Consider the following 12,417-nt stretch of genomic DNA (forward strand, 5'->3'; position numbering starts at 1 on the left):
ATCGCCATAATTAGCATGCAAGCACAGTGCTATCGCTTTGTAATTACTATATTTTTATGAAGCCCGGCGGCCAGTGCGATCCCTGTAGGACCGCGCGGGGTATGGGGTTCAGGTGCTTTCCCGCACCATCAACTCAAAGCCCAAATCCTGCTGCGCATTCGGCACCCGCTTGCCATCGAGCAACGCCAGCAGTGCCTGCGCCGCCCCGCGCCCGACGGCAGCACGGGGCGTGCGAATCGAGGTCAGCCGCGGCACCATGTGCGCCGAGGCCGGCAGGTCGTTGAAGCCGACCATCGCCACCTGGCGTGGCACCTCCACTCCCTGGCGCAACGCCTGCAGCACAGCGCCCTGGGCCAGGTCGTCGTTGCAGAAGAAAATACCGTCGACATCCGGCGCCTGCTGCATCAGCTGGCTGAACAGTGCGCTGCCCAAGGCAATGGAAGAAGGCTCCGGGGCCAGTACCTCCAGCTCGGCGGCCTGCAAACCGGCTTCGGCCAGCGCCTGGCGGAAGCCTTCGGCACGCTGCATCACCCGTGGGTCGAGCTGCGCGGCAATGAACGCCAGGCGCTTGCGCCCGCGCTCGATCAGGTGCCTGGCGGCAGCGCGCCCGGCCTGCTGCTGCGAGAAGCCGACCGACAACGCCCCTGGCTCGCCATTGAGCTCCATCATGTGCACACAAGGCACACCGCTGGCGGCCAGCATTTGCCGCGCTGCATCGCTGCGCTCGAAACCAGTCAATAGCATGCCGCAGGGCTGGTAAGCCAGGTAGTTGCGGATCAGGTTCTCTTCTTCGGCAATATCGTAGTGATAGTTGCCGATCAGCACTTCAAGCCCGCGCGGGCGCATGACCTCGTGAATGGCTTCCAGGGTGTCGATGAACAGCTGGTTGGACAGCGACGGGATCAACACCACCACCGACTGGCTGCGGGCCGAGGCCAGTGCCCGGGCCGCCGGGTTGGCCACGTAGCCCAGGTTCGCCGCTGCGACGACGACCTTTTCCACCAGCTCTGGCGCGACAGTGCTCACCCCACGCAAGGCGCGCGAAGCGGTAATCGGGGAAACCCCGGAAAGCCTGGCAACTTCTGCCAGGGTGGGACGACCTGTAGTGCGGGAGCCGGTGCGGGACATGGATGTTGTAATTTTACTACTTGCAAGGATAGGGAACGGCCACTAAGGTAGCGCTGTCTCAGGACGCAGGCAATGTAATCTTTGGTAGCAGCCACTACGTGCTCGCCGCCAAGCGTCCATACTGCGTAAGGACAAGACCAATAACACCGGGGAGGTGGCTGTTCGTCAACGACGAGACAGCGCTATCTCACCCCGCAGGAGGTACTGATGAATTCTCCCCTGTCCGCCATCGTGGTGATGGGCGTGGCCGGTTGCGGCAAAAGCTGCATAGGCGCCGCCATTGCCGCCAGAAGTGGCGGCCGCCTGATCGAAGGCGACGCTTTCCACCCTGCCGAAAACATCCGCAAGATGAGCGCTGGCATCCCCCTGGACGACAGCGACCGCGCCGGCTGGCTGGTGCGCCTGGGTGAGGAGTTGCAAACCACCAGCCAGGCTGGGGAGCGCCCGATCCTGACCTGCTCGGCACTCAAGCGCCGCTACCGCGACACCCTGCGCGATGCCATGCCCGGGCTGCTGTTCGTGTTCCTCGAACTGTCGCCCGCCGAGGCCGAAAAGCGCGTGCTGGCACGCCCCGGCCACTTCATGCCGGCCAGCCTCATCGACAGCCAGTTCGCTGCCCTGGAATCGCCACGCGGCGAACCCCTGACCCTGGCGCTGGACGCCACCCAGCCCATCGACGCACTGGCCGAAGCGGTGGATCGCTGGCTAAAGCGCTGCGGTGAGCCGGGCCTGGCACAAACCGCCTGACCCGGCGGTTTCCTGGCTCACCAAAGACAGCGCTACCTCGCCCCGTAAACGTGGGCGACATTGCAAAAAAGCTACGCCCAAAACAACGATAAGACCGAGGCCTTAAAACCATGTTCGGACTGGCTACTGATACCTTCCTGCTGCTCGACGCGCTGGTTACCATCGTCGGGCTGATCCTGCTGATCACCCACTTCAAAGTCCACCCCTTCGTCGCCCTTACTATCGCAGCCGGCTTCCTTGGCCTGACTTCCGGCATGCCGGTAGCCAAGGTCATGAAATCGTTCCAGGACGGTTTTGGCGGCGTATTGGGCTTCGTCGGTATCGTGCTCGCCCTGGGCACCATGCTCGGCAAGCTGATGGCCGACTCCGGTGGTGCCGACCAGATCGCACAAACCCTCATTCGCGCCTTTGGCAAGAAGAACGTGCACTGGGCCATGATGTTCGCCGCCTTCCTGGTAGGCATCCCGCTGTTCTTCGAGATCGGCTTCGTGCTGCTGATTCCGCTGGTGTTCATCGTTGCACGGCGCTCCGGCGTGTCACTGATCAAGATCGGCATCCCGCTGCTGGCCGGCCTGTCGGTGGTGCACGGCCTGGTTCCCCCACACCCGGGGCCGTTACTGGCGATCGGCATCTTCCATGCCGACATCGGCAAGACCATCTTCTACGGCCTGATCGTGGCGCTGCCCACCGCGATCATCGCAGGCCCGCTGTTCGGTAACTTCATTTCCCGCTACATCCCGGGCAGCCCGTCCCAGGAACTGATGGACCAGATCGCCAAGGAGTCCGACCAGGGCAACCTGCCGAGCTTCACCATCACCCTGGTCACCGTGCTGCTGCCAGTGGTGCTGATGCTGCTGAAGACATTCGCTGACGTGGTGCTGCCCGCCGAGCACATCGTGCGCCAATGGATGGACCTGATCGGCCACCCCATCACCGCCCTGCTCGCCGCCCTGCTGCTGGCCTTCTACACCTTTGGCTCGGCCCGTGGTTTCAACCGCCAGCAGATCATGAAAATGCTCGACCAGAGCCTGGCGCCGACTGCGGCCATCGTGCTGATCGTGGGTGCTGGCGGTGGTTTCAAGCAGATGCTGGTGGACACTGGCGTGGGCAACGTAATTGGGCAAATGGCCGTGCAGGCGGAAATCTCGCCGATCATGCTGGCCTGGCTGGTGGCAGCAGTAATCCGCATCGCCACCGGTTCCGCCACGGTCGCCACCATTACCGGCGCCGGTATCGTCGCACCGGTGATCGACCTGGTGCCAGGGGTGAACCGCGAGCTGCTGGTGCTGGCCACCGGTGCCGGCTCGCTGATCCTGTCCCATGTGAACGACGCCGGTTTCTGGCTGGTGAAGCAGTACTTCAACATGACCGTGGCAGAAACCTTCAAGACCTGGAGCATGATGGAGACGATCCTGTCGATCGTTGGCATCATCTTCATCATGTTGCTGTCGATGGTGGTGTGACCGTTGATCGGGGTTGGGGCACCCGGCGCCTGCCGGGTGGCCTAACCGAGGTACAGGCCACGCCCTTGTCCCGCCGCAAAGGAGCTTGCACCATGCCCCGATCTTTCCTGCTCGCCGCCCTACTGGTATCGCCACTGGCACTGGCGGTCGGTACAGGCCCGACTTACCCCGACGACCCGCACAACCCGGCGCCCAGGCCGGGCGTGGACAGCACCCTTAACCCGATCGAAAAGCCCATGCCGCGGGATAGCGACCCACGCATTCAGGGCAACGACCCGGAAAGCCCGCCGGCGGAGCAGAATGACAACCGCGATCTGCCGTCGGAGGGGACAGGGCGGCAAGGAAGCAGCGGTACAAGCACTGGTAACCCACCCTGAAGACATCGCTCCCACAAGGACCTCTCTCAGCCTGCAATCACCACTGACGCTTGTCAGGCCGGGTCAGCCCCAACTTCTCGATCCGGTAACGCAGCATGTCCCGCGACAACCCAAGCATGCGCGCCGACTTGGTCACGTTCCAGTCGGTGCGGTCCAGGGTTTTGCACACCAGATCACGCTCCATGTCCGGCAGGCTGGTCCCCGGCTCTGGCTCATGCCGCGGCATTTCGAACATCGCAGGCGTCGGCTGCTGCACCAGCGGCTCGTCGATCAGCGTCATGCACAGGTTCAACTGATGCGCCTGCACCACCTCATTTGGCGCCAGCAACACCGTCTGCTCCAGCATGTTGCGCAACTCGCGGACATTGCCTGGCCAGCTATAGCCAAGCAACAGGCTTTCCGCCTCGGCAGAAAAGCGCAGGTTCGGCTTGCCATAGCGCCGCCCATGGTGGGCCAGGAAGTGCCGCGCCAGCAGCAACACGTCTTGCCCACGCGCATACAGGCGCGGCACCTTCAGGGCAATGATACGCAGGCGGAAGAACAGGTCGCGGCGGAACTTGCCCTGCTGCACCATCTGCTCAAGGTTACAGTTGGTGGCGCTGATCACGCGCAAGTCGACCTTGCGCTCCTTCACCGCACCAATCCGGCGGATACTGCGGTCTTCCAGCAGTTTGAGCAGCTTGGCCTGCAGTATCAGGTCCATCTCGCCGATCTCGTCGAGGAAAAGCGTGCCGCCATCGGCAGCCTCCACCAAGCCTACCCGGCGATCCTTGGCATCGGTGAACGCGCCCTTCTCGTGGCCGAACAATTCGGCCTCCAGCAGGTTGGCAGGGATCGACGCACAGTTGAACTCGATGAACGGCCCTTTGCTACGCAAACCATCAAAATGCAGGGCGCGGGCCACCAGTTCCTTGCCGGTACCGGTCTCGCCCTCCACCAGCACCGGCGGCAAGTCGTCGCTGGCCATGCGCCGCTCGGCATCCAGCACCTGGCGCAGGGTGTGCTTGAGGGTAAGCATGGCCGGCGACTCACCGATCAGCGCCTGCAACCCAGACTTCTGCGCCTCGCGCTCCTGATAGAACGACAGCGTGCGCTCCATGCGCTCGGCAGCCAGGGCCTTGTCCAGGGTCAGCTTGAGTTCTGCCAGCACCACCGGCTTGGTCAGGTAATGGAAGGCGCCCTCCTTCATCGCCTGCACGGCATCTTCGACATTGCCGTAACCGGTCATCATGATCACTTTCAAATCCGGTGCCTGGGCCACCAGGGTCCGCAGCAGGTCATGCCCGCTCATGCCAGGCAGCGAGTTGTCGGTCAGCACCGCATCGGGCTGGGCCCGCTTGATCTGCTCCAGCGCCAACTCCGCGCTGTGGCACACAGTCACCTCAAAGCCCTTGAGGCTGAGGTAGGTGCGAATGTTGTCGGCGAGGATTTCATCGTCCTCCACTACCAGGATGCTATGCTCCATGGTCCCCTCCCGCTGCGATATTGAATGTAAGACTGACGCGGGTTCCTTCCTCTTCGCGGCTGCTCAAACTGACCGAGCCGCCAAAACGTTCCATGATGCGTTTGACCAGGGCCAGGCCTACACCGAGGCCACCCTGCTTGGTAGTGAAGAACGGCTTGAACACCATCCGTTCCTGCTGTTGGCTCATGCCCTTGCCGGTATCAGTGAGCACGAACTCGGCACGCAGGCCATCCTGTACATTGACCTGGGCAGTCAGCATGCCGCCATTTGGCATGGCCTCCAGGGCATTGGAGAACAGGCTGTTGAGAATCTGCGTGAGCTGCAGCGGCTGGCTGGCCACCCACTGCACATCAGGCCCTTCGAAATGGAAGCGCACACCATTGCGCTCGATCTGCTGCACGAAAGCCAGGTGGGTATCCTCGATGGCCGCTACCAGGTCCACCGCCTCGGCCTCGTCGCTGGTTGGGCGCAATGACACCAGCAGGTCGCGCACCCAGCGCGACATACGGTCGACCTGGCTGATGATGTCGGTGATGTTCTTCTGCGCCATCGGGTTGGCGATTTCCTGGGCCAACTCCGCACTGGAGCGGATGTTGGCCAGCGGGTTGCGCAGGCTGTGGGCTACCGCCGATGACATCTCACCCAGCGCGACATAGGTTTCACTGGCCACCAACCGGTCTTGCTGCAGGCGCAGCATCAATGCCGCCCGACGCACGATCCAGAACAGGCCGAAATAGATCAACGCTCCGCCTACCAGGGTCGATGCCCAGATCAGCACGTAACCGCGCTGGATACGCCGCACCAGGTCCTGCGGTTCCTTGTAGATCTCCACCATCGCCATTACCTGCTCGCCCTGGCTGTCGAACAGTGGGATGTAGTTCTCGATGAACAGGTACATGGGCTCCCGCAGGAATTTTTGCTCTTCGCGGTCGTCCTCGGCCTTGTGGTAGCTGGCTGACACCGCCTTGCGCGAGCGGAAGGCCCGATCAAGATCGCCATCGGCCTCGATGCGCTTGCCAACCAGCTCCGGGTTGGTAGACCAGACGATCGTGCGGTCGCGGGCATAGACGTTGGCCAGCAGGGTATCGGGCAGGTGCTCGACATGGTCGAGGAACTCGACCCGAGTCGACTCGGCCAACGCCGGGGTGAACTGCAGGTGCTGCTGATCCAGGCGCGGGTCGAGCAACTCACCCATGGTGGTGCCTGGGGGCAACTGGGAATGGCGCACTTCGGCCTGGGCCATGGCCTGGATGAACTGGGCAGTGAGCAAGGCATCGCGCTCGACACTGTCACGCACCACGAAGCGCGTTGACACATAACCCAGCCCGCCCGCCACCGAGGCAATGATCAGCAAGCTGATCAGCGAAAACCAGCGCAGCAGGTTGAACTCACGCAGCGGTATGGCCATACCGTTGGCGTTCGCACCTGCCTTGTCGGGCACTTCGTTTTCCAGCATCTGCATTGCGTGGTTCCCGCCCAGGGAGTCCGTTCAGAAATACATCAATACATCGACTAGCGGCATATTGAGAGCATTCCACCTGCGCAGCCGCAGCTGCCATTTGTCGCGTATCACGCTGTGCATGGCACGTTGCAAAAACTCAGCCAGCTTGCCGAAACAAACTTTTGTGGTTATTTTTCAAAGGCTTGGGCGCTTTGGGTCAATACAGTTCAAGGCCGATTCCCCACAATTGGGTATTTCTCACCCAAAATATGTAAAACCTTTTAAATTCAAATAAATAGAAAACTTAATTAATGTAATTCAAGATGATTTCGCCAACCGGAAGTTCAGCGACACCCGGGTGCCATGGCCCTCGCTGCTGCTGAGCCTGGCCGAACCCCCAAACCGTTCCATGATGCGTTTGACCAACACCAGCCCTACACCCAGCCCACCCTGCTTGGTGGTGAAGAAGGGCCGGAACGCCATACGTTGCTGTTCTTCGTTCATGCCCTTGCCATTGTCAGACAGCCGCAGGGTCAGGCTGCGCCTGTCCTGGCGTACAACTTCCACACGTAGCCGGCCGCCCTGCTCCATCGACTCCAGGGCATTGGCAATCAAGCTGCTGAATATCTGCCGCAGTAACGCCGGCTGCCCCAGTACCTGCACGGCCGGTAACGGCTGCAGATCCAGCGTCACCCCGCCGCGCGCCAGGGGCACGGCGAAGGTTTGCAGGCTTTCCTGCAGCGCCTGCGGCAAGTCCACGGCCACCGCCTCATCGTTGAGGGGGCGCAGCGATTGCAGCATCTGGCGAATCCACTGCGACATGCGGTCAACCTGGCTGATGATGTCGTTGATGTTGCGCTGCGCCGGGCCCTCGTCGAACGCCTGGGCCAACTCGGCACTTGAGCGAATACTGGCCAGCGGGTTGCGCAGGCTGTGGGCCACTGCCGAAGACACCTCGCCCAGCGCCACGTAGGTTTCGCTGTTGATCAGCCGCTTTTGCTGCACTGCCAGCAACCGCGCGGCGCGGTGCATGATGCCGTACAGGCCGACATAGACCAGCCCGGCGCCGACGGTGATCGCCAGCCAGATCATGATCAGGCCATGCTCGATACGCACGATCAGGTCGTGGGGTTCTTTATAGATCTCTACCATCGCCGTGACCTGCTCACCATCAGCGTCGAACAGCGGAATGTAGTTTTCGATGAACAACTGCTCCGGCGGGGTGACGAACTTCTGTTCGGCGCGTGCCTGTTCGAAGTTGTGGTAGCTGGCCGAGACCCGCATCTTGTAATCGAAGGCGCGGTCCAGGTCATCGTCGCCTTCGATGAGCTTGCCAACCAGCGCCGGGTTGCTGGACCAGATCACCGTGCGATCCGGGGCATAGATGTTGGCCAGCAGCATGTCGGGCAGGTGGGCAATGTGGTCGAGAAATTCGCCGCGTGCCTTACGCCGGGCCTCCGGGTCCACGCCGGGCAAACTGGCACGGTCGGTACGCGGGTCGAGCAACTCGCCCATGGTACGTATATTGGGGATCGACACATGACGCACTTCGGCGTCTGCGATGGCAGTGATGAACTGCGCGGTGAGCAAGGCGTCGCGCTCGACGCTTTCATCGATGATGAAACGGCTGGATATCAGCCCCAACCCGGTGGCCACCGAGAGGATGATGGCCAGGCTGACCCAGGCATACCAGCGCAGCAGGTTGAACGGCTTGCGCGGGGTGGCCATCTCGTTACCGGCTGGCATATCTACGGCGTCGGAACGGGGGGCGACGTCCATGGCGGACTCCACATCTGGGCACCTTTGAAGGTTATAGCCCAGAGATGGGGAAGCAGTAGTGTTAAATTGATGGCATCCGCCGAAGGGTATGACTACTTTCCCTCCAATGCACACGATCCTTGTGGGAGCGGGTTCACCCGCGAAGAATCCAGCGCGGTGGATGGCAGTTACAAAGGCGAATCATCCGCCAACCTCTGCAACTTGCGGTACTCCCGCAGCACAGTGGGCACATAGCGCCGGGTCTCGGCAAATGGCGGTACCGCGCCGCGCCGCAGCACGGCATCCGGGCCGGCGTTGTAAGCCGCCACGGCCAGGGTGATGTCGTTGTCGAACAAGGTGAGCATACGCTTGAGGTAGCGTGCCCCGCCCTGCACGTTGTCTTCCGGGTCCAGGCGGTCTTCCACGCCCATCTCGCGGGCGGTATCCGGCATCAATTGCATCAAGCCCACCGCGCCTGCTCGTGAACGGGCCTTGGGGTTGTAGCCAGACTCGGCCTTGATCAGCGCATGCAACAGCGCCGGGGGAACGTTGTGGGTCTTCGCCGCAGCGGCGACCACTTCTGCGTAGGGGCGGCCGGTGATCATCTGCGCCTTGGCCGCGCCAGCCTGCGCCAGCGGCTCGCTGATCACCTTTTCGTAATGACGCCCCGGTCGATGGACGTTGGTCAGTAGGTAGCCGCCCTTGGCATCGATGGAAATGTACACATCAGCCTGGGCAGCACCTGCCACCAGCCAGATCAATCCGAGGATGAGTCCACGCATGTCGGTCGCCTCTTCGTCGTGGCCCCCGATGTGGGGGAAATGCCCCGGAAAACCCGAGGACAATGACCACGACGCAAGCACTGTGCCGCTTCCTGTACCGCATGGCGCAAGGCCCCGAGGCAGACGTGCACGGCTGTTGCATGGTCCCTGGAAACGCTTGTACCTATGCAGTGGAGGGCTTCACCATGCAGCGCAGAACCAAACCGCAACGTGGCTTCACCCTGCTCGAACTCCTGGTGGTACTGGTGGTGCTCGGCCTGTTGGCCGGCATTGTCGCACCCAAGTACTTCAGCCAGCTCGGCCGCTCCGAGGCCAAGGTGGCACGCGCGCAGATAGAGGGGCTGAGCAAGGCCCTGGACCTGTACCGCCTGGAAGTCGGCCACTACCCCAACAGTGAGCAAGGCCTGCAGGCCCTGGTGATCGCCCCAAGTGGCGAACCACGCTGGACCGGCCCGTATTTGCAGAAGGCGGTGCCGCAAGACCCGTGGGGCCGCCCCTACATCTACCGGCAACCCGGCGAAAACGGTGGTGAATACGACCTGCTGTCGATGGGCAAGGACGGCCAGCCTGGGGGCGACGGGGAAAACGCCGAAATCACCAGTTGGCAGTAAGGAGAGCGGCCATGCGCTACAGCCTCAAGGCCCTGGGCAGACAGGGCGTGGTGCAGTTGCAGATCGACGCCGAGGACGCCGAGCAGGCCCGTCGCCAGGCTGAGGACCAAGGCTTGCGCGTGCTCAGCCTGCGTGGCCACGGCGGCGCCTTGCACGGCATGGCCTGGCGCCGCGAGGCAGCCTTTGACCTGGTGCTGTTCAGCCAGGAATTGTCGACCCTGCTCAACGCCGGCCTGCCGCTGATCGACGCGCTGGAGAGCCTGGCAGAAAAGGCACCTGCGGCGGCAACCCGCAAAGTGCTGGGCGAACTGGTACGCCAGCTGTACGAAGGCCGCTCGCTTTCCCAGGCCTTGGGCCAACAGCCACGGGTATTCCCGCCGCTGTACGTGGCACTGGTGCAATCCAGCGAACGTACCGGCGCGCTGGGCGATGCCCTCACCCGCTACATCAGCTACCGCCAGCGCCTGGACCTGGTACGGCAGAAACTGGTGGGGGCCTCCGTCTACCCGTTGCTGCTTCTGCTGGTGGGCGGCGGCGTGGTGCTGTTCCTGCTCGGCTATGTGGTGCCGCGCTTCAGCCAGGTGTTCGAGGGCATGGGCACCGAGTTGCCCTGGCTGTCACGGGTATTGATGCAGATCGGCTTGTTCTTGCATGCCCAACAACTGCCGCTGGCCTTGGGCACCGTTGGCGGGGTCACGGCCCTGTGGCTGCTACGCCGGCACCCACGGGTGCGACGCTGGGCGTCCTGCCAACTGCGGCGCCTACCAGCGCTGCACCAACGCCTGATGATGTACGAACTGGCACGCTTCTACCGCTCGCTGGGCATCCTGCTGCAAGGCGGTATCCCCATCCTCACTGCCATGGGCATGGCCCGCGGCCTGCTCGGCAGCGCGGCGGCCCAAGGCCTGGAACAGGCCAGCCAGCGAGTGGGCGAAGGGCTGCCACTGTCCGATGCGCTGGAAGCCGGGCACCTGGTCACGCCGGTATCGCTGCGCCTGCTGCGGGCCGGCGAGCAGTCTGGCAACCTGGGCGAGATGCTGGAGCGCTGCGCCGACTTCCACGACCAGGAAATCGGCCGCTGGGTGGAGTGGTTCGTGAAACTGTTCGAACCGCTGCTGATGACCTTCATCGGCCTGCTCATCGGCCTGATCGTGATCCTCATGTACATGCCGATCTTCGAGCTGGCCTCCAGCATTCACTGAATCGACAAGTCCCAGAATGCCGGGGGCGCTTTGCGCCCCTTTCACGACAAGCCAACCCCAACCATGCCGCAAATCGATGAATGACCCACACATATCATTCAGCGTGATAATAACCTTCGCCCCGTTCGATTCGTGCCTCACGCGCAAGACACTCACACTCCGCCCACTACTAATACATTGGCGGAGTTCTCCATGGAACAATCACTCAAACCCTTGCGCTTGCCCCTCGCTGCCCTGGCAGTGGTGGTGATCAGCGCTTGCGGTCGAACCCCAGACGCCGTGCAGGCTCCCGCCGCGCCGAAAGTCACCGTAGCCAAGGTGATCGAGCAACCGATCAACGAATGGGACGAGTTCACCGGCCGCCTTGAAGCACCGGAAACCGTCGAAGTACGCCCACGCGTCTCCGGCCAGATCGACCTGGTGGCCTTCACCGAAGGCGCCCAGGTCAAGAAGGGCGACCTGCTGTTCCAGATCGACCCACGCCCGTTCCAGGCCGACGTGCGCCGCCTCGAAGCCCAACTGCAGCAGGCCAAGGCCACCGCCATCCGCAGCGCCAACGAAGCCCGCCGTGGCGAACGCCTGCGTGACAGCAACGCCATTTCCGCAGAACTGGCCGAATCGCGCAGCAGCGCCGCCGCCGAAGCCCGTGCCGGGGTCGATGCGATCCAGGCCCAGCTCGACCTGGCACGCCTTAACCTCAGCTTCACCCGCGTCACCGCGCCCATCAGTGGCCGTGTCAGCCGCGCCCAGTTCACCGCCGGCAACATCGTCACTGCCGATGTCACCCCACTGACCAGTGTGGTTTCCACCGACAAGGTCTACGCCTACTTCGACGCCGACGAGCGCGTGTACCTCAAGTACACCCAGCTGGCCCGCGAAGGCCAGCGTGGCCAAAGCACCCCGGTGTACCTGGGCCTGACCAACGAAACCGGCAACCCGCACCTGGGCCAGATGAACTTCGTCGACAACCAGGTCAACCCGCGTACCGGCACCATCCGTGGCCGTGCGGTGTTCGACAACCGCGACGGCCAGTTCACCCCGGGGCTGTATGCGCGCCTGAAGCTGGTCGGCAGCGCCCAGTACGATGCCGTACTGATCAACGACGAAGCCGTGGGCACCGACCTTGGCAAGAAGTTCGTACTGGTCATGGACAAGGACAACAAGGCTGCCTACCGCGCTGTAGAGCTGGGGCCGAAGCTGGAAGGCCTGCGCATCGTGCGCAGCGGCCTGGGCAAGGACGACCGCATCGTGGTCAAGGGCCTGCAGCGTGTACGTCCAGGCTCGCCGGTAACCCCGATCGAGGCCCAGATGGCCAGCGAACAGACCCTCGCCGCCCTCGCCCAGCAGCGCCAGGCCCTGGAGGCCAGCAACCCGGCGCCAAAGGTGGCGGGCAACAACGTGAAAGTCGCCAGCGCCCAGGCGCCACGCGGTTAAGGGACCACA

11 protein-coding genes are annotated in these 12,417 nt (G+C 63.0%); 6 read left to right on the top strand and 5 right to left on the bottom strand.

The window, feature by feature from the left end; translation table 11 throughout:
* Positions 1-108 precede the first annotated feature (108 nt).
* Positions 109-1,128: a LacI family DNA-binding transcriptional regulator gene (locus ABE456_RS08915; RefSeq protein WP_346643561.1), complete on the bottom strand. Its 1,020-nt coding sequence runs from the start codon at positions 1,126-1,128 to the stop codon at positions 109-111.
* Between the two features lie 207 nt (positions 1,129-1,335).
* On the opposite strand from ABE456_RS08915, the gene ABE456_RS08920 reads away from it, so the two are divergent.
* From ABE456_RS08920 to ABE456_RS08930, 3 genes are all read left to right on the top strand, one after another.
* Positions 1,336-1,875 (top strand): gluconokinase, encoded by a 540-nt coding sequence (locus ABE456_RS08920; protein ID WP_346643562.1) that lies wholly within the window; start codon positions 1,336-1,338, stop codon positions 1,873-1,875.
* A 110-nt stretch (positions 1,876-1,985) separates the two neighbouring features.
* Positions 1,986-3,338: a GntP family permease gene (locus ABE456_RS08925; RefSeq protein WP_346643563.1), complete on the top strand. Its 1,353-nt coding sequence runs from the start codon at positions 1,986-1,988 to the stop codon at positions 3,336-3,338.
* Between the two features lie 92 nt (positions 3,339-3,430).
* Positions 3,431-3,715 carry a hypothetical protein gene (locus ABE456_RS08930; protein ID WP_346643564.1) on the top strand — a complete coding sequence of 95 codons (285 nt, stop codon included), beginning with the start codon at positions 3,431-3,433 and terminating at the stop codon, positions 3,713-3,715.
* A gap of 37 nt (positions 3,716-3,752) precedes the next feature.
* On the opposite strand, the gene ABE456_RS08935 is transcribed toward ABE456_RS08930, so the two are convergent.
* From ABE456_RS08935 to ABE456_RS08950, 4 genes are all read right to left on the bottom strand, one after another.
* Positions 3,753-5,180: a sigma-54 dependent transcriptional regulator gene (locus ABE456_RS08935; RefSeq protein ID WP_346643565.1), complete on the bottom strand. Its 1,428-nt coding sequence runs from the start codon at positions 5,178-5,180 to the stop codon at positions 3,753-3,755.
* Positions 5,170-6,642 carry a HAMP domain-containing sensor histidine kinase gene (locus tag ABE456_RS08940; RefSeq protein ID WP_346643566.1) on the bottom strand — a complete coding sequence of 491 codons (1,473 nt, stop codon included), beginning with the start codon at positions 6,640-6,642 and terminating at the stop codon, positions 5,170-5,172. The genes ABE456_RS08935 and ABE456_RS08940 overlap by 11 nt, the downstream gene beginning before the upstream one ends.
* A 297-nt stretch (positions 6,643-6,939) precedes the next feature.
* A complete protein-coding gene (locus ABE456_RS08945; RefSeq protein WP_346643567.1) occupies positions 6,940-8,400 on the bottom strand; it encodes a HAMP domain-containing sensor histidine kinase in 1,461 nt (486 codons plus the stop codon).
* A gap of 167 nt (positions 8,401-8,567) precedes the next feature.
* Positions 8,568-9,161 carry a lytic transglycosylase domain-containing protein gene (locus tag ABE456_RS08950; RefSeq protein WP_346643568.1) on the bottom strand — a complete coding sequence of 198 codons (594 nt, stop codon included), beginning with the start codon at positions 9,159-9,161 and terminating at the stop codon, positions 8,568-8,570.
* Positions 9,162-9,346: 185 nt separating this feature from the next.
* On the opposite strand from ABE456_RS08950, the gene gspG reads away from it, so the two are divergent.
* The 3 genes from gspG to mexE all read left to right on the top strand — a co-directional run bounded on the left by gspG (position 9,347) and on the right by mexE (position 12,408).
* Complete coding sequence (gspG, locus tag ABE456_RS08955; RefSeq protein WP_346643606.1) at positions 9,347-9,772, top strand: type II secretion system major pseudopilin GspG; 426 nt, start codon at positions 9,347-9,349, stop codon at positions 9,770-9,772.
* Positions 9,773-9,783: 11 nt separating this feature from the next.
* Positions 9,784-10,974 (top strand): type II secretion system F family protein, encoded by a 1,191-nt coding sequence (locus tag ABE456_RS08960; protein ID WP_346643569.1) that lies wholly within the window; start codon positions 9,784-9,786, stop codon positions 10,972-10,974.
* Between the two features lie 192 nt (positions 10,975-11,166).
* Positions 11,167-12,408 carry a multidrug efflux RND transporter periplasmic adaptor subunit MexE gene (gene mexE / locus ABE456_RS08965; protein ID WP_346643570.1) on the top strand — a complete coding sequence of 414 codons (1,242 nt, stop codon included), beginning with the start codon at positions 11,167-11,169 and terminating at the stop codon, positions 12,406-12,408.
* Positions 12,409-12,417 lie beyond the last annotated feature (9 nt).

This window comes from Pseudomonas sp. TWI929 (genome assembly GCF_039673335.1).
GTDB lineage: Bacteria > Pseudomonadota > Gammaproteobacteria > Pseudomonadales > Pseudomonadaceae > Aquipseudomonas.